The organism is Nitrosomonas sp. Nm166, from assembly GCF_900112825.1.
GTDB lineage: Bacteria > Pseudomonadota > Gammaproteobacteria > Burkholderiales > Nitrosomonadaceae > Nitrosomonas.
In genome coordinates this window covers 29,475-50,008 of sequence record NZ_FONE01000017.1, presented here as the reverse complement: position 1 = coordinate 50,008, position 20,534 = coordinate 29,475, and the positions used below count along the sequence as shown (strand labels likewise).

Annotated in this window: 11 protein-coding genes and 1 riboswitch; of the genes, 2 read left to right on the top strand and 9 right to left on the bottom strand. The window is 46.6% G+C overall.

Annotation, left to right across the window (positions count from 1 at the left end):
* Positions 1–3: 3 nt before the first annotated feature.
* A complete protein-coding gene (locus BM021_RS06625) occupies positions 4–1,443 on the bottom strand; it encodes an APC family permease (protein ID WP_090720128.1) in 1,440 nt (479 codons plus the stop codon).
* Positions 1,444–1,506: 63 nt separating this feature from the next.
* Positions 1,507–1,608: riboswitch (guanidine-I (ykkC/yxkD leader) on the bottom strand.
* Between the two features lie 463 nt (positions 1,609–2,071).
* Between BM021_RS06625 and smbP the strand changes: the two genes are divergently transcribed.
* On the top strand, positions 2,072–2,422 hold the full coding sequence (gene smbP, locus BM021_RS06620; protein WP_090720126.1) for a small metal-binding protein SmbP: 351 nt from the start codon (positions 2,072–2,074) through the stop codon (positions 2,420–2,422).
* 208 nt (positions 2,423–2,630) lie between these two features.
* Entirely contained in the window at positions 2,631–3,962 is a 1,332-nt protein-coding gene (locus BM021_RS06615; RefSeq protein WP_218147825.1) for an aminotransferase class V-fold PLP-dependent enzyme, read from the top strand.
* On the opposite strand, the gene BM021_RS06610 is transcribed toward BM021_RS06615, so the two are convergent.
* From BM021_RS06610 to BM021_RS06580, 8 genes are all read right to left on the bottom strand, one after another.
* Positions 3,873–6,767: a glycosyltransferase gene (locus BM021_RS06610; protein ID WP_090720124.1), complete on the bottom strand. Its 2,895-nt coding sequence runs from the start codon at positions 6,765–6,767 to the stop codon at positions 3,873–3,875. The genes BM021_RS06615 and BM021_RS06610 overlap by 90 nt on opposite strands.
* The gene (locus BM021_RS15480; RefSeq protein ID WP_177186314.1) at positions 6,764–6,922 is read right to left on the bottom strand and encodes a hypothetical protein; all 159 of its coding nucleotides are present in this window, start codon (positions 6,920–6,922) and stop codon (positions 6,764–6,766) included. Before BM021_RS15480 ends, BM021_RS06610 begins: the two co-directional genes overlap by 4 nt.
* A gap of 489 nt (positions 6,923–7,411) precedes the next feature.
* Entirely contained in the window at positions 7,412–8,539 is a 1,128-nt protein-coding gene (locus BM021_RS06605; protein ID WP_177186313.1) for a polysaccharide pyruvyl transferase family protein, read from the bottom strand.
* Positions 8,532–13,619 carry a glycoside hydrolase family 99-like domain-containing protein gene (locus BM021_RS06600; RefSeq protein WP_090720120.1) on the bottom strand — a complete coding sequence of 1,696 codons (5,088 nt, stop codon included), beginning with the start codon at positions 13,617–13,619 and terminating at the stop codon, positions 8,532–8,534. Before BM021_RS06600 ends, BM021_RS06605 begins: the two co-directional genes overlap by 8 nt.
* 639 nt (positions 13,620–14,258) lie before the next feature.
* Positions 14,259–15,287 (bottom strand): tetratricopeptide repeat protein, encoded by a 1,029-nt coding sequence (locus tag BM021_RS06595; RefSeq protein WP_090720118.1) that lies wholly within the window; start codon positions 15,285–15,287, stop codon positions 14,259–14,261.
* A 10-nt stretch (positions 15,288–15,297) separates the two neighbouring features.
* Positions 15,298–16,527, bottom strand: a complete 1,230-nt coding sequence (locus tag BM021_RS06590) for a glycosyltransferase family 4 protein (RefSeq protein ID WP_090720116.1) — start codon at positions 16,525–16,527, stop codon at positions 15,298–15,300.
* The gene (locus BM021_RS06585) at positions 16,502–19,141 is read right to left on the bottom strand and encodes a glycosyltransferase family 2 protein (RefSeq protein ID WP_090720114.1); all 2,640 of its coding nucleotides are present in this window, start codon (positions 19,139–19,141) and stop codon (positions 16,502–16,504) included. The genes BM021_RS06590 and BM021_RS06585 overlap by 26 nt, the downstream gene beginning before the upstream one ends.
* A 44-nt stretch (positions 19,142–19,185) precedes the next feature.
* Positions 19,186–20,229, bottom strand: a complete 1,044-nt coding sequence (locus tag BM021_RS06580; RefSeq protein ID WP_090720112.1) for a hypothetical protein — start codon at positions 20,227–20,229, stop codon at positions 19,186–19,188.
* Positions 20,230–20,534: the final 305 nt, after the last annotated feature.

Genomic DNA, 20,534 nt, shown 5'->3' with positions numbered 1-20,534 from the left:
AAGTTACTTAACGCTTATCCATTTTTTGCAAAGGATATACACTGTGGTGATACCTAGAAGACTTCCGAGTACCAGCGGTGTTGCCCACAACTGCCACCAGGGCGCATCGACTGAAACAGCATAAGGGCGCGGCCAAGCAATATTGATGAGTTCAAATAAGGACCAAGCGAATGCCAGGCTATTGATGATCAAGCCCCATTTCCCCAGTTTTAATTCGCCCAGATCAGGGTTCCAGCGGCCAGATAACCGTGCGAACAACCCGACCCCGGTCGTGAACGTAAACATGGCATATAAACCGCCGGTGCCGAAGGCGATGATGGTAGCTACCGCATCATCATTTAATCCGAATATCAATCCGGAACCGGCCAGCAATACCGTAAACAGAACGGCGTTGCGCGGAATTTTGCTCGCCGTGACCTGACTCAGTATGGCGGGCATATTGCCTTCCCGTGCCATGGAATAAACGATGCGCGAGGTATATTTGACCACCGATGCCCCGCAGGCAAGAAAAGCGGTCATTACAATGGCCAGAAAAGGTTTTTCAAACCAGTCTCCGATGCTGCTGGCGATTAATGGTGTCACGGGATCGGATGTGCTGCTGGAACTCCTCAGCGTATCGGGATCAAAGGCCAGAATCAGAGAAGCTGAATTGAACAAGACTACCGTACCAACCATCAGCAAGGAGAGGAAGACTGCGCGTGGAACCATGCGCTTGGGATTGTGAGTTTCTTCTGCTGTGGTGGAGCAAGCGTCAAAGCCAATAAAAGCCCAGCCAGCGATGGCGAGCGCTGCCAGAAAAGCAGCAGTTTCAGTAGGGGCGGTTCCAGTGCCCATATGTTGGAACAATTCCAGCACTGAATGCTGGCGGAAAAACACAAATAACAGTAAGGCAACACCAGCTGAACCGACGATTTCAGCATAAACTCCCATTTTGATCACAAATTTGAAGATACTGACGGGCGCTATATTGAGCAGTGTACAAACGAGCAGAAATACTACGCCCCAGAGTACCATCATTTCACCCCCCTCAGCAGGCAACCCCAGGAAAGTAGCTAGCCAGAAACCGCCTGTATAAGCCGTTGTCGTTAACATAGCAATGGTGGAGCAAATATAAATAACCCCCGCATATTGCCCGGCTACGACGCCTCCGAGTTGCCGCGCCCACTTATAGGCACCGCCGGCAATCGGAAATTGTGAAGATAATTCTGCGTAGACGGTAGCTACCAATAACTGCATGGCCAGGCAAATCGCCAGAGCGGCAAACCAGCCACCACCGGTCACTACTGTCTGCACACCAATGATGGCATACAGTCCGACTACCGGTGACACAACAGCAAAGCCCAACGTAAAGCTATGCCATACGCTCATGCTGCGATCGAGCGCATCGCCTGTTATTGCATTCACATCTGCAGAGGGGGTGATTGATTTTGTTACTTTTGACATAACGAAGTCTCCTGCACTTAACGGATAATTACCGAGAATAATGTACTAAAAATACATTACTTAACCTCCCGGGCTTTTATCCCTCCGTGGAGCCTCGCTATCACGAGACCGGAAACTCTTGGACCAGCATTTCTCTTAGAAATCGGAACCCTAGTTTCCCTATCATGTACTGCTTTTCTTTTTGAGCAACCATGCTATCAATAATTAGATTGTTTGGTTAGCGTTTTAGAAAGCAAGTATCGGTTAAGATTTTAAGTGTGAATTCTGGAAAAAGCAATTGGATGTTAAGATTTACTCTATTTTTTTATTGTCTTATGTTTGCTTGGATTTGCAACTTGCAAGAATTAGCACTAAAGATGTGGTGAAAAGAATAGAAATTCTTACTTGCAATAGGCAAGCGCTCAATGGCCCACTTCCACTCAAATTCATCACTTTTTAAATTCTCATCCAGTTTAGCATTATTGTTTTCCTGCAAGATATGCTATAAAGAGCATGCGTGTTGTTAGAGCTAGCGATAACTATCAGACAGGCTGACTCTTTCATGACAGTTGCGCGGGCAGCTAGCTAGCACGATCTTTCCAAAGATGTTTGACATTATTTATCTTAAATAAAATAAGGAGTAATGATCATGAAATCGATATCAACGATTCTTGCAACTGGAGTATTAGCATTTTTCTTGAGCACCCAAGTCTTTGCAACGGATGCGCCTGAGAGAATAGAAGCATTGAAACATATTGATGAAGCGATAAAGCATGGGAAAATGGGCCATGCCAAAGAGTTGCTCAAGCACGCCAAGGAAAGCAGGGAGCATGCCAAAGCTGCACTCGCGGCAGGTGCTGATGCTCATATGGATCAAGCTGTTCAGCATTTAGATGAAGCTATCAAGCACGCTGAAATGGACCATGCCGATGAGGCAACGAAGCATGCCGAAGAGGCCCACAGCCATATGCATGAATCGGGTGCCAGATCTGCTAATTGAACGCGGTAGAAAGCAGGTACCCCAGCATCGCTGGGGTTTAATCATGGCCAGGCAATTTTTCTCAGAATCTGTCATACGAATCATTACCTTTCTTGGTTTGGGGTTTATATTTCGATAACTCACTAAACATTTAACCCTTTGCCTAATACAGGCTTGAAGGCCTGTCCGTTTCGTCGTCTCATGCGTCTCATGCAAAAAGGAAAAAGCTATGTCTATGACACGCCGTAATTTTTTGTTGAGTGCCGGATGCACTGCTGTGGCTTGCACTGCTCTTCCATCGGCTGGAAATGCCAGTGACCATACGCACGATGTATTCAATCCCCACGATTGGCATTCTGTGCGTGCGCAATTCAATCTATCGCCGAACTATATCCATCTGACCGGTTTTTATATTGCATCCCATCCGCGTCCGGTGCGCGAAGCCATTGCCCGGTATAGCAAAGCAATCGACGAGAATCCGTTTCTGACCATCGAAAATGGGCTGTTCGGGGAACCGCAGAGCAAGATTTCTACGCGGGTATGTGAAGCGGCAGCCGCCTATGGAGGCGGTAAGTCCAGCGAATATGCCATCACTTCGAATACCACCAGCGGCTTGGCGCTCATCTATCATGGACTGATGCTCAAACCCGGCCAGGACATCCTTACTACTGAGCACGATCATTATGCGCATCAGGAATCTCTCCGGCTTGCGGCGGAGAAAGCCGGCGCTTTCTGGCGACGCATTGCGTTATTTGAACGATCTTCCGATGCAACCGAGGATGAGATCGTTGGCCGCCTGGTAAAGGCCGTGCGATCAAATACGCGCATCATTGGCCTCACTTGGGTACAGTCCAGCACTGGCGTTCGCCTGCCCATTCGCAAAATTGCGAATGCACTTGCCGAAATCAATCGTGGACGCGACGATGCTGATCGAGTCCTGCTGGTTGTTGATGGTGTGCATGGTTTTGGTGCTGTGGATGAATCCTTGCCAAATCTTGGGTGTGACTTTTTTTCAGCCGGTACCCATAAATGGATTTTCGCTCCGCGGGGAACAGGAATCCTCTGGGCACATGATTCCGCATGGGCGCAGATGCGACCGACCATTCCCAGTTTTATTGCCGATGAACCGTTTGATGCCTGGATGAAACGCGAACCGCCCAAGCCTCCCACTCGGGCAGACTGGGTTGCTCCCGGCGGGTTCTATGCCTATGAACACCAATGGGCAATGCAGGATGCCTTCGAGTTTCAGAGGCAGATCGGGCGCACGCGCATTGCCAGGCGTATTGAAGAACTCAACAGCTTGTGCAAGGAGGAGCTTGCGAAAATGCCGCATGTAATGCTGCACACGCCGCTCGATCCTGGACTTTCGGCTGGTATCATTTGCTTCGAAGTTGCTGGCCTTACGCCACAGGCAATTGTCGAAAAGCTTTTGGAACGGCATATCATTGCAAGCACATCTCCTTATGCTACCTCATACGCTCGGCTTTCCTTTGGAATCATGAATACGCCCCAGGAAGTGGATGTCACGCTGAGAGCGATTTGCGGCTTGGCTAGGGGTTAATGTTTGCTTCGTCTGTTCAAAGGCAAATAACTTGATTGCCAGGTTTAATCTGATTCTAGCATCGGCCCGAATATTCACTTTTTGTTTACTTTGTTTAATCGCAGGGATTATTCTGGAGATAAGTTCTTGAAGAATTTCAGTTCCCGGCCATGCTATTCCTTCGGCTTTGCCATGCCGCAAATAGTGTTCCATTCCCCAAGGAAAATCGCCTGCACGCACCGCCTCGGCTACATCACTTCGTTGCTTTAAATACTCTGCATCCAAATGCAACAGCAAAGCATCGAACGATTCTAATGATGCGCTGATTTGACCGGCCAACAGGAGATAATACGCTGCCTTGTGTAGCGATTGCGCACTTTTATCGGAAACATGTGAAAGCTTGAGCGCATATTTATGCATCAGGCTATGTGCATCGTTTTGTTTTTCGAGCACCGCTAAAAGCGACTGATAAAACCATGCCTTGTCAAAATTATTATGGTGACCGGCTTCAAACTCAGAAACAGCTCTTTCCACTTCAGCAAAATTGCTATGCTTTACAGCATTCAATGCATGCAGCAGGAGCCGCATGTTAATGATGCCGGGATTTGAATTGATACTCTGCTTGTCAGCATCAAGTTGCCTCAGCAGTTGACGTGCCAATTTGTCCTGATTCTCTAGTATTAGCAATTTAATCAATGCAACTAGAGTTTCCGGTGCATCGGGATCGCCAATCTTGATTCGTTGCCGATCTATTTCCGGCAATTCGTCATATGTATCTATCTTTATTTTAGCAGAGTCTGTTTGCCGATAAGCAAGTCCATGTGTGAGGACAGCCAATTCAGCTAACGGAGCTGGCAGAAATTCCATAAAAGGCCGAAAACTGCGCATGCGATTTGCAGTTGTGTGAGTAGTACTCAACATGGAGAATCCATTTCGCCGGTACCAGAACAAGGATTCAGGCACGACGCTTATTACCGCACCGCTGAGTACTGCCCGCAGATAAAGCTCAAAATCTTCGTGGCCCAGTCCATACTCTTCAGAAAAGCCGCCTAATTTCTTGAACGAGGATCGCCGTATCAGTGAATTGGCATCGCCAATGCAGTTACTGATCGCCGAAAAAGAAACGATATCACCCAGTGGCAGGAAACGCTCAACGATCGGGGTTCGCAGGGTAGGTGCTTTGTTTCCCGAAAATACATCGAACATTGCCGTTACCAGATCGGCTCCGGAGGTTACCGCTGCTTGAACGAAGCGGCTGATCATATTGGGTTTTGCGACGTTGTCATCGTCCATAAACAGAAGATATTCACCCTGGGCTTGTTTTACTGCCGTATTGCGTGCCTTTCCCAGATAGCCATTTTTCAGATGCAAGATTTTCCAGTTGCGTTTAGTAAATTCCGGCTCCAGCTCAAAAAGCAGTTTTTTGGCAGTTTTGCTGGAACTGCCATCATCAGCAAGAATGACTTCAAAATTCGTGTAATCCTGTGCCATCAGTGAAGCTACTGCCTGTTTCAGAAGTTGCGGGCGGTTATAGTGAACCAGGCAAACTGACACAAGTGGTGGCTTGGCATATTCCCGGTTACGCTTAATTTGGTTGACTGGTGATGAGGCACGGATTTCCCTTACCTGGGCCAGCAGAGTTTCGCACCATGTGCGGCGGTTTTCTTCAAGATCGAAGCCCAATCGAGGGACCAAGGCTCCATCACATAATATCCTGGCGAACATTTGTGCGAGTATTCCGGGGTTATCACTAAACAGGCAGGCTTCCTGATCCTGCGGGTGTATTAGCTCAGCGACTCCGCCTACATCGCGAGCAAGGAAGGGAATAGCAGCTACCAGACATTCGTATACTGTATAGGGTGAGTTATCGGCTACTGATGGCATCACTGCCAGGCGACCAGGTTCAGCCAGATATGCCAATGCTTCGGACTGCCCCAACCGTGCCTGAATCTCGACAGGAAATTTCCATTTTTTTGCACGTCTGGCGATGTATAGACCCGAGTGTTCTTGTCCCATGCGCGAGAATTTGCCGAGAAAGGTTACCTTTTGCGGTGCAATTTTTGTTTCCGCTAATCTATCCAGCGCATCGCAGAATTGCCCGAGCCCCTTGCGATACTCCAGTCGTCCAAAAAAAACGAGTTCATTTACCTGGGTACGAACACAGGATGTTGATTTGCGAGGCTTCTTTACTTCGATCAGATTAGGTAATACAAAAGATCGTTCGGGAGGATTGAATCCATGCTGCCGTAGCCAGTTCAGCATATATGCGCTGGGACTAATCACTACATCCGCCAGTTCTACTGATTTGCGCTCCATGAAATAGGTGATCGATTGCATCGGATCCGAAGCTAAATCGGCATTGTTCAATGCATGCCACAGGCTGGGACTATGGGTTTGAGTAATGAAAATTGTGTCTTGAAAACGCAATCCGGCTCGTTTGGCCTGCAAGGCGTAGAAGCCATGGCCTTGCCATTCCATGAAAAGCACCAAGTCAAAATCGCGCTCGGCCAGCCAGTCGTGAACTGCAAGAGCCATTCCCAGCACTGGATAAGCAGGAAAATATTTATTTTTTCTATTCTTTAGCCACGCCTCTGCGATATCAATACTGATACCGCGTGATCGATAGTTTTTCACCCACGAATCTGTTGATTTTGCAGAAGTAGCACACTGTGAGAATAAAATAGAAACTTGGTAACCAGCCTCAGATAAAGCATGAGCCAGAAACGTGCATGCGGTGCCAATACCGCCGTTGCGTACCGGGCCAAGCAAATCAGGTGTAATAATACCAATTGATAAATTATGAGGTTTTTCGTAATCTTGTCTCATTGTTGTTTCATCAGCGCCGCTTTTTCTGCGCTCTCCGCATCGGTCTCACGCAATGAAAGAATTTTGCTCGGTGCGCAGCAAAACCGATGTTTTCGTAAGCGAACCTGGCTGCCAATTCTGCGGTCATCATAGCTTCCACAAAGCATTTCTGACATAACCGTAATATGCTCAGGTGGTGCTGGCAAACCGCATCATAAGGTGCCTACCGGCCTGCATCCAGCAGAACGGGTTCTGCTTCATCCTCCAAGCGATTGGCATTGATTGAATTCCAGATTGTAGATATAAAAATATTTATATATAGACCCTTGCAAAAGTCCTTTTATGAGTTCTCGACCTATTGATTTTATTAATTAAAATTTTATGAAAATAGACTTTTGCAAAGGTCTCATATAGTAAAAAGTGGTTGGAAACTATATTTCTTTGTTTTGATCTTTTTTACTAAACCCTAATTTTATAATTGCAATACAATCTGTATAGGATAATTTTAAGTATATAATTTAAAAATATAATTTTTGATATTTTTTAAGCTAAGGCAGATTTTTATATAATAAATAATCATCAAAACACGGAGTAAACAATGCGCGTCTAGAAAAAACTGATGCGCACATAAAGCTCGAGAAGCACTTCTTTTTAAAACCTTTTCCTTAAGCATTTGCTATATTTGGGAGATTGTGGAAGATTCCATTTTCATTCAAAAATTTCACAAAACGTTTAAAAAGAATCTTGTAACTATTTTCAAACTGACTGTAGTCTGCTTCAAGAATTGCATTTTGAATATCAGTGATCTTAAAATTATCTTTTTCAATCTTGCTGACATGAAGCGTTGGTACACCGAGAAGAGCACACATCTCCATTGTTCTTGAGTCATGAACAATTGTTAATGCAGGGATACCATTAGTAAGAGCAATGAGATTTCCATGAAACCTACTGCCAATACTTAAATCTACCGATCTTATGTGCTTTGCCCAATCTGATACATTGCAAAAAAATTTGGTTTTCTTTCGGAAGTAATCAATACATATATCAGGATCAATCTGATCAAAATACTTTATTATTTGTGCCTTTATAGTGGCGTTCTCAATACTTGCAAGGATTGATAATTCTTCAACCTCATCTTGAGCAATAAATATACTTTCGTATCCCAATGCATATTTAAGTAACGTATTTTCAATTACTTTCATCCGATCTGGATAAAATGAATGGGTATGTACGCGCCGAGAAAAATTTATAGAAATAGTTTTTAACTGTTTTAGTGGCATTGTATTCACATTTACACTAGGGCACCGGCTAGTATAAATTGAAGGACATCCAATTACGCGTATGTTATGGATTCCATGTGCAGCCAATACTTCAGCTGTGTAATATCCCCTAACACCAAGTGACGCGGATCTTTCACTAATAATATTCATCAGTCTTAAAGTATTAGGGTGAATTTCACTCGTTGTAGTTCTGTCATTAGTTTGAGCGCCAACGCCAGTGATTGTTATTGGCAGATTCGTTTTTTCCAGAAAGTCTGCCATGTAACCAAAGTCAAAATTTTTCCACAAAAAGTTGGCTGCTGGTATTACAACCTGATCACATTTCTCATTTGCCTCTTCAGGGGATTTGAGTGATGATCTGCACACTATCTCGTTTTCAGTCAAGAAAGAATAAACAGCATTTCCGATCAGGATATTTCCATAGTTTTTTCCACTTTGTTCGAAACTTTTCTCAAAAGGCAGATTGCCATCGCAACTTGTTGGTGCGCCCCACAGCAGAATACGCTTAGCCATTAATATTCCTAATTTTTTCTGTTTTAAAGAAATCGGTTGGTTTCTCATATATCCAAATCATCTCTACAAAATCTTTTCCATTTATTACCGATTTAATCGCATCAATCTCCGGTCCCATTATCAGTAACCTCAATCTGGTATCGATCTTGTTTTCCTTACGGCTGATTTCCAATTCTTGGATCACTTCCCTCCATTGTTCAGGAGTTTTGCTTGCTGCTAGCGCTACTTGAACATCTTGGTCGATCTGCAGAGAAAGCTTTTTACCATGTTTTAGGTTTACCTTGGAAAGATCCAATCGATAAATAGGCCGCCGAGAGGCCTGAGCCATGTGAGCAAAAGCATGAGGCGGATATTCCGAGATAAAGCATGCTTCATCACAAATTTTCACGGCGTTGATCAGCGCTTGGAGTGTGATCGTCTTGTCTCCCGGTAAACTACCTAGTAGCGTATCGAATTCCTTGCCGGCAACTAACATCCAGTGCAGACGATTTTGTTTCCATAATGATTCGATCTGAACATGGGAGAACAGGCCATGACTGATGACATTACGATTCTTGGCAAGTAGATCCGGTAAGTTTTCAGTTTGACTGACATGTCCTTTATTGGTGCGCTTGTCGGATAGTTTTGTTGCACTTGTTTTGCACAAGATTGAGACTTGTTTTTTGTCCAATCCAGTGACTTCAATGAAGATTTTCGCTCTGTCGATACTAGCAAGGATAGCGACTTGTAATTTGTATCTGTTTTGCAAGTAGTTTATGAGGCGCATTGAGGCTTCACTATCTGCTAGTGCATCTTCGGAGATGACGAGCAGAATTGGAGAAGGCTGGTTTGCGGTTTTGAGGGCAGCAACAGGATCGAATTGCTCTGTCAGTGCCTGATATTCCATCTTGAAGACTGGATGTTCCTTCAAGCGTACAGCCTGATTCTGCAATTGGGGAAATAGGCGATACATGGCTTCTAGGCGGGTGAAAATGTCCAGTCGCGTTTTGGGGCCGAAGATATGTGGTTTGTATTTTCCTAGCCGACGATAAAAGGCCATGGTTTCCGGTATTAGCTTTTCACTTTCACGCAAAATATTTCCCATCACACTTTGTGAGTGGCGGCGGTGGTAATTGAGAGCTTCGGCACGGTAAGAGACTTTGCCTTTTTCAGCAAGGCTGATCCAGAACCACCAGTCACCGGAAAAATAGTATTGGTTGATCATACTAAGATCAACGTCGACTGCTTTTCGGCGAAATAATGCGGCACTGGCGTTAGGCAGAAGATTGGCTGAGAGCAGGCACTTTTCGATGAGCTTTGGGCCGTCCATTATGAAGTGACTATGCCACCAATCGCCAAATTCTTTGGCGTAATGGGTTTTGTACTCAAAACCATGACTATTACCGAGACTATCGACAATAACAGAGTCACACCATGCCAACACAACACTGGAATCAGTCAATTCTCTAGCCAGGGTTTCAAGTAATGTAGGTTCACAATAGTCATCGGCTTCGGCAATCCATATGAGTTCGCTATTGGCTTTTTCTAATCCTTTGGCCCATTGCATAAAGGGATTACCAGTGTTTTTGTCGTTGGTAATGAGCTTGATGGGGATAGTACTTTGTTCCGCCACGGCACGAATGATGTCCAGGCTATAATCACCGGAAGCATCGTCGAGGATGATAATTTCGTCAGGTGGCAGGGTTTGATCAAGAATAGTTCGCAGCCGTAGCTCCAAGTAGCGTCCATAGTTGTAGTTGGGGACGATGGCGCTGATTGCCGGGCGCGGGGCGTCTTCATACCAAGCCTGGCGCTTGAGTATGCCTTTGTTGACAGCTCTGGCTGGTACTCCGTCGAGCAGGGCCAGCAGCTTTTGCATATAGGCAGAGTAACCGAAGGTGGTGCGGCAGAATTGATGTACGTATTTGCTGATGCGTTGATGACGGCGCTTGTCTTTGAGCAAAGCAGCCAAGGCTTTTGACATGGCGGGGACATCGAGATAAGGGATGAGTGCGCCAGTTCGATCATTCACGATGTCCACATAACCGCCACCACCGTCAAATGCTACAACAGGTAAATTTGCGTCGAAGGCTTCCATTACTACACTTGGGAAGGGATCTTCGCGGCTAGTAAGCGCGAAAGCGTCGGCAGCAATGTAGTAGCGGGCAGTGTCATCAACGCGTCCTGTGATATGTAATCGATCTTCAAGATGTAATCGCTTGATGTCATTCTGAATGTAAGGTGCTAATCCGCTATCTAAATTACCTACCCATACAAAAGTAACATTAACGATCATGCGGCTGACTTCTCCCGCCATTTGCACAAAGAGATCGATGCCTTTGCGAGTATCGCCGTAGCCGCAGCCCATGATAAGTAAGGCGCTGTCCGAAAACCCGAGTTCTTTCCTTATTTGGCGACGCAGCTCGGTACGCTTCGGGTGATAGGGATTGAAAGCAATGCCTTGTGAAGCGATCAGGATTTTTTCGGAATCTGGCCAGAAGCGATCCCGAAATTCCCGGGCGACGATATCTGAAGCGAAAACAATATTGTCTGCATGACCGGCAACATGCCAACAAGCACTCTGCAAGCCGTGCGATTCTACGAGTGAAGGTAATTCATGCACTAAGCTAACGATAGTATAGCCGTGGCTACGAATAATACTTGCTAATTCTCCAGTAACTACAGTATTGCAAATAGCTTTGCGTGTTCCGAGGGCAAAATAGTGTCGCAGCAAATCAGTCAAGGTGGTCTGCCACCCTAGGTCCTGGCCAAGTACGACAGTGGGGCCGACCCGTTCATATTCCTGGACCAGTTTACCCCCATCTTTAAGAAGAATGAGGACGTCCATGCCAAGGTCACGCCGTAGGCAACGGGCCATATGCAGCATATTAATTTGCGCACCGTGAGGATGAGCATCATGACCAACCATGATAATTCGCTCACTAGATTCAAGACGTTTCGCAGGAAATTGGGGTATGTTGTGCTTCCAGTATGTGTTCTGTGTCAATAAGGGAAACATTGCTTTGGTTTGGCGAGTCGCCTCCAGCAAGCCATAACCAAAATGACTGTCTGGCTCCAAAACTGCTCCTTCAGCCCATTCATTCCATGCATTTATGAATACCATGCCGGTATCGGCTTCCTGCGCACAGCGCACAAAATTGTGTGCCAGCCACTGCTGGTACTTGCTGATGGAGAAGTTGTGATAGATGTGTGCGTTTTTTCCGCGCCGGGCGGTATTATCCCAAGCCAGGAAGCAAGCACGATGCAAGTGGTAGGGTTCTCGGGGGCGTTGCATGAAGGCATCGGCTATGCTTGCATAGTTGTAAACACTGCCCGAGAAGTGTTCTACCAAATTTGGTAATCCGGCTAATTTTTGGTAGTAGTTATGCTGTTTATATTTTTCGTGAAGTGAGTGCGGCGGAAACTCAACTGCTGCATCAAAGCCTAATGGGCGCGGGTCATCAAAGCCAAATGCTTGAACTGCGCAGAGATGCAATTCACCAATTCCTTCCTTGCGGCACCAGTCACGCCATGCTTTAACAGTTTTCTTAGGTGTTGCTAACTTATCTGCCCGATATATCAAGAGTACAGGTTTGCCGTCAAAGCGCACATAATTCGAATGCTTGAGCAATGGAGCCACATCCTGGATGAAACGTAAATCAGATTCTGGAGTATGGTTTTGCGCTAGCAAGATTTCGCCTGACATACCATCCCAACTGCGGGTCCAGTCTTCGTTGGCCCAGCAGATACAAAAGGGGAAGGGACCACTCCGGCCTTCCATCAAATCTTGCAGGGGGCGTTCTAGTATCCGTTTACCATTAAACCAGTAGTAGTAATAGCAAAAAGCATCAATACCGTATCTTTTCGCCAGTTCGAATTGAGCATTGGCAGTTTCGGGCAGGCGCAGGTCGTAATATCCAAGTGCTGTAGGGCGGCGCGGTTGTAGATGGCCCGAAAAAAGAGGTGCAGCAGTGGTAACGTTAGTCCATTCAGTGAAGCCCTTTCCCCACCATTGTTCATTTTCTGGGATCGGGTGAAATTGCGGTAAATAGAATGCAATGATCTGTACACGCTTGGTGCGACGCATTGCTTGGAGTTTATCAATACGCTGTAGAATATCTGATGCTTCAGGCAGCTTCCTCATCGCATTGAGCAATAGCTTTTCTGCTTCAGCTTCTTTTCCTATGGAGATCAAGATATCTGCTGATGCTGCATAAGCTTCCGTTCGGGAGTTATCTATTGCGATGGCGCGTTTGAATTGAACCAAAGCTTCGGTTGGCTTATTGTCCTGTTTAAGTAGGTTACCAATTTGGCAAATCAGGGTATAACGAACTTTTAGATCATCTTTCTCTATATTGATGAGTTTTTTTTCTATCGTTTGAATCTGTTGCTCGATTTCCGATTTGGCAGAGGTAGCGGCAAGTCGCGTTTTTTGGGCTTGGATCGCTGACGGTGTCATTTCCCAAATAGAATTATCCAGAAAAGGGTAATGTTCACTATCTTCTACCGGCTCGGGAAGAGGAGTAAGATAGCTACGAGTTTCGATATCCCATTGTAATTCCTTGCAATGAAAGGTAAATCGGTGAATCTCGCCGTCAAGATATTTTTCCGGCATATCGAATGTAAAACGGCCAAGCGCGCCCCCTTCGTCGATCAAACCTTTGGTATCACTTTTACTGATTACTTCATCTTCTTCCATTAATTCTATAGTGAAGTGACTATTGGGGTTAATATGATCATTCAACCACCCAGTCAGCTTGTGGCGATCTACAAAGCCGTCGATGTGATAGCTAAATCTTGATGCTAGAGAAATTTGATGTGGGCCACCAGGCAGGATGTCTTCTGTTCCAGCGATAACTGCTTGCAGTAGTGTCCTGTCTTTCATAAAACACTTGCTTGGTAAACAAATTTCAAATCCGATTCGTAATCCTTTCAGATCGGATCGAGAATTGAATGCATCACCTGTGGCGAGGATATTTCCATCCTGATCCACAATTTGAATACGGACGTGTAGTTTTGGGTTAATTTTACTGATCGCCCATCCAATTGCACGGCCATTGCGCACCATCTCAAAGCGGCCTATTAAATTTTGATTATTCATTGTTTCAGAGTCTCACATCACGGAATATTCTTTTAGTAAATAAGGTTATTGGCAATTCTCGTAAGGCTTTTAAATTTGAGTCTTATTTATAACAAATGATAAATTCATCTGCTGACTCCCACAGTACTTGGTAGCCGCAACATTGTAGAGAATACAGGTGGAAGTTTATTGTCAGGAAACAGTAAGCTGGGTAGAAGTTTGTCACCCGCGGTATCCTGGAGCAGGCCAGATCGATTGATGAGTATTTCATTCTTTCAGCCAGGGCTTCGCTATTGTTCAATTGAATTACTTGATCAAGCATTAATGGCTCTGCAAATAATTTTCCATCAGTAGTTTGCAAACGTTTGATTTCTCTTTTACCGCCCGGGCAGGAAAAAGTAATTTTTCAGGCTTTAAATATGTCATGGGAGATATCAGCATCCTTATTCTCCAGCAATGTGATGAATTAAATGCAATTTTATCAATTACTTATTAAATGAGTTAATTTGGATGTGAAGCCCTTGGTCATGGCATTGCGTTTCTTAATCTGATATCACCAGACTTATCTGATCAATCAGGGTTAGATATTTTGTAATTTTTCATTTTGTTGAATTCATTTGCCTGAAAAAGGTTAAGAGCAGCCATTCTCGCCAATTTTCGCTACAGGAAATCAGCTTTTGCTGTTTTGTTTGTTTTCGGTTTCCTGGTTTTGGGAGTAATAGCTGTTTTTTGTTTCAGCTCTTGTTCGACAGTGGCCAGATTTTCAATGGCATCCTGGTAATCAGGGTGGAGCTTGATGGCCTGTTTCAATTCCTTGCGTGCGCCAGTCAGATCGCCTTGGATGCGCAGAAGGTTGCCGAGATTGTTGTGGGCAGCCGGTGAATTGGGTTGCAGAAGAATAGCCTGGCGGTAGGCCGTTATGGCTTCGTCGAGTTTGCCGATGCGCTTGTAAGCGACGCCCAGGTTGATGAATGCGGGGGTAAAATCTGCTTTGACTTTGAGGGCACGCTTGTGAAAGCTGATGGCTTTTTCCAATTCGCCGCGTTCCTGAAAGAGAATGCCTAGATCGTTGTAATAATCAGGCCGGTCCGGTGCCAGCATAATGGCTTGCTGGATCAGGGGAAGTGCGCCATCGAGGTCTTTCTGGGCACGGAGCACCAGCCCGAGGCCATGAAGGGCTTCCGGATGATCAGGATTAAGCTGTAAAGCAGTATGGTAGAGTTTAGTGGCTTCTTCAAGTTTGCCGCCGTGCTGTAGCTGACCTGCTTTTGCGACTAGCTGCTCGATGGTATAAGGGTTCTCAACGGCATTTCCCAGATTCTGAATGAGCTTGGAAAGTTCTGTCGAGGGTCTTAATTCGTTGGCTCCCCTAAAGCTTTGCAGGGCTTCGATTACCCGTCCGGTTTGCTGTTGTGCCAAACCGATCTGGGCAAGAACGGCTGCTTTGGGGACGATGGTTTTTTTTGTCTTGCTAACAGAAATCGCTTTCCATACATTCTGGAGAATTTTGAGGGCCTCTTCGGGTTGTCCCGTGCGGTTGTGAATCATGGCGATTCCCATGGCGGCGGCCGCATTGCCGGGCTGCAGTTGCATCGCTTTGCGATAGAGGGACTCTGCATTGGTATATTCCCTTTTTTCAAGCAGAGTGCCGGCTTCTTTGAGTGTGGCTGTGAGTGTTGTTTTCGTCATTCATCGATTCCTATGGATTGTATTGGTTTAAGAGTTGAGTGAATGCTGGATAGCAGACGGTTTCGAAATCATAACTGGAAATAATGGTCTGGCGGGCTGCCTTGCGCATATCCAGATAACGATCGGGTTCGCTCAGCGCTTCAATGGCACGGTCGGCCAGTGTGGTTGGCTCATGAAACGAAAATAATAAACCGTTTCTGCCGTCGGTGATAACTTCCTGCACGGATGCAGTGGCTGAGGCGATTAACAGGCAACCGGCTGACATGGCTTCCAGCATGGACCAGGATAGGATAAACGGATAGGTCAGGTATACATGCGCTCTGGATACCTGCAATACTTTGAGGTAGTCATTGTACGGAAGGTGTCCGGTGAAGTGAAGGCGCGATGGGTCGATCTCGTCCGCAATTTCATTCAGATAGCGTTGACGGTAAGTTTGACCGGGAAGAGGTTGCTTGCCATAACTGACACCGTCGCTGCCGACAATAATAACCTGGCAATCGGGGCGAGCTTCCAGAATACGAGGCAGAGCCCGCATGAAAATATGAAAGCCGCGATAGGGTTCAAGATTGCGGCTGACGAAGGTCAGTATCTCTTCTCCGGCACGATGGGTTGATCCATCAGGGAGCGTGATAGTGGCGTTTGCATCGGGCTTTACCGTGGGGGTATCGATGCCGTCGTGTATGACATGAAGCTGCTGCTGGTAATGAAGAGGAAAGCAGCTGCGTTGCCAGGCCGTCGGACAATAGCCGATATCACAAGACTCAAGAGCCAGTAACTGGGTGGCATTGAGGCTGCGGACACGGAAGATGTCATCAAAATTCATCGGGAATTCGGGATCGAAGCCTACATCGGCACCTCTGACGCGGTAGTAATATTCGAATAAGCCGATGATCGTGGCGCCGGGGAAGATATCTTTCAGGTAGAAGGCATCTCCCCAGCCGGGGTGGGCAATGATGATGTCCGGTTCAAGCCCTTGTCTTTTATGGGTGAGCAATGTCTGAACAATTTGCTGTCCGCGCTTGACGGCAGCATCGAAACTGCGGGCATACGGGTGGGTATTTTTGCTGACTTCCTCCGGCGTAGAGTAGGCAATGATGGGAATATCCGGTAGAGGTACGGTTTCCGCCATCCATCCGGCATCACCGGCGCCATACACACGCATGCCTGGTTCACGCGCCAGTGCAGCGGCAAATCGGCGGAATTGCCCAGGAAAATTAGGATGGATGAAAAGTATTTCCAAGTGCTTTCTCTATTTCAGTATGCAGCCATTTGACTTGTGGCATTGAGTTGATAATCATCCATCCTTGCGCATCGTCAGGATGTAACGTTTTGCTGCCATCTGGCGCCCAGAGGATATTCAGGGTATGAAACTGGGGGGCAGGCAGATTTTCGGGCAGGCGTTTGTTGAGGTGAATGGCGATTTGCACATCGGCCAGCCGTTTGGAGCCGCTATCGGAGGAGGGTGAATCCTGCCAGACTATCGCGCCATTCGCCTTTAAGGATTGCTGCAGCTCACTGATACGGGCTTCGTGTCGGGACGTCATTTTTGAGGAGACCAACAGAGCAATGCGTAATGGCGGCAGCCGGGGGTTGAACAGGGGACCGAGCGGGGAAGTTGCGCTTGTTTTTACAATCGGGTTGACGATGGTAGGGGCAAGCTGCCTTACGATGGCCGAATTGGCCGCAAGATAACCGTCAAACTGCGGCCACCATGGTAATTGACACCACAGGTTTGGATTATCCCTGATCCAGGCCAGCGTGATCAGATCTTCCCGGTGCGCTGTCAGATTGTCGATGTCGTATTCCGGATGCCCGACGATGAGGACATGAAGGTTGCGGGCATTGTACCAGCCACGGCTTGGTGGAAGAAAAACGACTTGAGCTTGCGGATAATTCCGGAGCACTTGTCTGGCCAGCTTGTTCGCATCGGCGGATAACGGGGTAGTACCGTCTTTTGCCGGCGCTTCGTCGATAATAAAACCGATGGTCAATTTCTCGGTAGTAAGATTTTTATCGTTGCTGAAAAGGCTTGTCCAGTAATTTCGCTTTAACCATAATCCAACTTGTTTTTGCAGGACATTTGCGTTGTTTACCAGGCGGTCGAAGATATCCACGGCACGGCCCGATAAACGGGTATGCCCATGATAGTGCAACGCCACCAGGTCGTTCCGGCAGACGATTTTCCGATTGAGCTTGTGACCGAGGCGCAGGCAGAATTCAACATCTTCAAAGCCATAAAAATAGCTGGGGTCGAATTGCCCGGCACGGAAAAAATCTTCCTTGCGGCAGAGCATGGCGGCGGCAGTAACAGCCGGAACAACTTGAGCGGAATATTCGGCTTCATTTTTGTCATCGTTGGTAGCTTCATACGGCCAATAAGCGCCGTTGGAGAGCTTAAAGCGCACGCCCAGATGCTGCACGGGTGCCTGCATGAATGCTTGTTCGTGATCATCGGTTGATTTGAGCAGTTTCAGGCCAAGTGCACCGATTTTCTGGTCTTTTTCCAAGGCATCGACTATGGGTGGGAGTGCATCCTGCAGCCACACAATGTCGTTGTTCAGAAACAGCAGGAATCGGCCGCGGGCCTCTGCGGCAGCGCGATTGCACGATGCGGAGAAAGAGTCGTTAAATGAAAGCGGGATGATGTGCAGAGGAAGCTGATACTGCCATTGATTAAGCAATTTAAGGCTTTCGTCTTCGGACGCGTGGTCAACGATGATAAATTCGATATTGGTCAGGCTGTTTTTTGCTTTCCAGCTTTCGAGCAGGGTTGCGAGAGGCGTTTCTCCGTTGCGATTCAGAATGATGACAGAAACCAGCGGCGCCTTGGGCCGCGCAATTTTTGCGGACCGCCGAGCCAGCTTCGGAGGAGGGGCGATTTCATCCAGTGTCAGGTAATTTTTGGGTATTTGGACAAGCTGGTTGCTGCCACGCAGTGGGTGGCTTGAATCGGTGAATTCGACGCTGATGCGGTGTGGTTTGCCATCGAAAAGGATTTCCGGCGGCGTTATCTGGAAACCGACAATGCCTAGTTCTTCATCTGATAATTTTAAATGCCTTGCAATGTCAAAACGGCGGATATTGGGGCGGAAAAAAGAAAAAATCTTGTTATCGATCTTTAAAGTCAGTTCAACCGGGTCAGCCGGTTTATTCATGTCAAAAGCCCAGCCGCGAATAGCTTTTTTATCGAATCTTTCGAGAAAGCCGGCCAGCTTTTTTGAGGGTTCGCAGGGCGATCCAGTCAATTCGGTTCCACCACAATGAATCCACAGGGGAATCGGTAAATTTTTACGGGGTATGCGGAAGTTAGCCAGATATTTACCAGCTTGTCCGGCAGCAGCAGGCAGGGGAATCAAGGGAACTTCCTTGATACAGTTTCCCTGCTGATCACAGAGAGTCAGCTGAGGCAGAGGAGTTGGCCGTTGATTGAAGGCAACCCAACCCTGAAAATGATGATCAACATAGTTGACGTGGCCATGGCGGTCGCCGAATTGAAATGTCAATTTGTTTTCGATGAGCCAGCCCTGTTTCGGGTTACCGGTTGCGGATTTGCCGGTAGATTGTCCAGGTAGGCAGAGTCGGATGGTCAATTCATGGGGAGCGCCATCGAATACTTGTGCCGGTAACGGTACCAGAAAGCCTTTTGCCCGGTCGTCAAGTTTATTTGCCGCATCCTGATAAGTCTTGGGTATGGGGAGTTTGCAAAAAACCTTGGTCAGCGGTTTGCCATTGATGAGAACGTCGACCTGAGGCAGTTCGGTGTCCGAAACAAAGGCGTAGCCTCTGAGCAGCCCATTATGCACAATAATGGGAGCAAGATACGGCGCTTTATAGCTTTTCGGAGAGAGCATCATAAAAAAGCCCACATGGCATGTGGGCTTTCCGTATTTACGGTATATTACAAGTTAAAAATAACCATGTCTGCGGTTACTTCGTCAGCAGTCATGCCCACCAATGTAATGGTTGCTTCACCATCCAGGAACTCATAAGTCACGTTGCCATCTGCTTCGGATACACCCGTTACAAACGGAAGCAGGTCGTCTAATGTATTAATGCCATCGAATTGGAAGGCTAGTTTGTCTGCTCCGCCGATTTCAATGGTATAGTTTCCTAGGGCATTGAATCCAATGACATCATCACCGCTACCACCGATCAGCGTGTCGTTTCCACCGCCACCAACCAGGGTATCGTTTCCGCCACCGCCGGTTACGTGCTGATCTCTGTTGTCGCCTTGCAGATTGACATCATTGTCATCACCAACTTGTACTGTTCCGGAACCGACAAGCATTGCATTTTCGACGCCTTGAAGCTGGAGTATGTCGTTTTGCTGGATGTCACCTAGGAGAAGTGCGAAAACTTCATTGCTTGCAGCATCAGTTGCATCAAATACGATTGTTTCACCCGTTGTATTCGATACTTCAGCAGCAAGAGAGCCTAGAATATGTTTTCCAACTGCATCCGAACCGGAATCACCGGAAAAGCTTACAATCGTTAACACACTCTCACCAATACCTTGATTAATTAAGGCATTAGTAATATTGCTAAGTGCATTTTTCAAGCTGATATTGAGTGCCAGCGCAGAGGGGTCTGTGCTGTCCAGCGGTAGTGCATCATCGATCTGGCTTGCAACGAAAGCTTCGATTTCTTCAGGTGTGGCTAATTCGCTCAGCCCTTCGAAAGCTATGTTCACACCCGGTGGCAGTTGAATCGCGAGTTCCATTACCCCAGCATTAATTTGCGTGGCCACTGCAATATTGCCGGCGACAACTGCACCTTGGGTCTCACCATTAGCGCCTGTGCCAACTAACAATACAGAACCATCGCCTAACTCGGTTAACTCTGTACTGTCTTCAACTGTGTCGGCCAGATACTGATCCAATAGATTTATGGTATCAGCGCTTATTGAATCAGCGAGTCCACCAAGTAAAGATTCTGCTGCCATATACTTCCCCCTTCATTTAATAAAAAATTAAATGCAAAGCCTACAATAATTTGAGCAAGTTGAATTTAAAGAATAGAAAGACTTTTTGCCTTGTCATTGAGAATTCAATAACGATATTGCTCAAAAATCATAGCCCCTTCCTTTAAGGCTCGACGATTGTATAAGAGGTTATAAAGACTTAGTAGAAATAAATAATAGGAGGCAAAAAAACTGCTGAACTTGTAGCATATTTGCAAATGCTGAAAGATTGAGGGAGAGATACAAAACGAAATTCAAATTGAGGCGCTATGACTACCTGCTGCTTT

Excerpts from the sequence above, each read along its gene's own strand:
- BM021_RS15480 (WP_177186314.1), bottom strand. The coding sequence starts at position 6,922 with ATGTCAGAAATGCTTTGTGGAAGCTATGATGACCGCAGAATTGGCAGC.
- BM021_RS06595 (WP_090720118.1), bottom strand. The coding sequence starts at position 15,287 with ATGACGAAAACAACACTCACAGCCACACTCAAAGAAGCCGGCACTCTG.
- BM021_RS06580 (WP_090720112.1), bottom strand. The coding sequence starts at position 20,229 with ATGGCAGCAGAATCTTTACTTGGTGGACTCGCTGATTCAATAAGCGCT.
- BM021_RS06625 (WP_090720128.1), bottom strand. The coding sequence starts at position 1,443 with ATGTCAAAAGTAACAAAATCAATCACCCCCTCTGCAGATGTGAATGCA.
- BM021_RS06615 (WP_218147825.1), top strand. The coding sequence starts at position 2,631 with ATGTCTATGACACGCCGTAATTTTTTGTTGAGTGCCGGATGCACTGCT.
- smbP (WP_090720126.1), top strand. The coding sequence starts at position 2,072 with ATGAAATCGATATCAACGATTCTTGCAACTGGAGTATTAGCATTTTTC.
- BM021_RS06600 (WP_090720120.1), bottom strand. The coding sequence starts at position 13,619 with ATGAATAATCAAAATTTAATAGGCCGCTTTGAGATGGTGCGCAATGGC.
- BM021_RS06610 (WP_090720124.1), bottom strand. The coding sequence starts at position 6,767 with ATGAGACAAGATTACGAAAAACCTCATAATTTATCAATTGGTATTATT.
- BM021_RS06585 (WP_090720114.1), bottom strand. The coding sequence starts at position 19,141 with ATGATGCTCTCTCCGAAAAGCTATAAAGCGCCGTATCTTGCTCCCATT.
- BM021_RS06605 (WP_177186313.1), bottom strand. The coding sequence starts at position 8,539 with ATGGCTAAGCGTATTCTGCTGTGGGGCGCACCAACAAGTTGCGATGGC.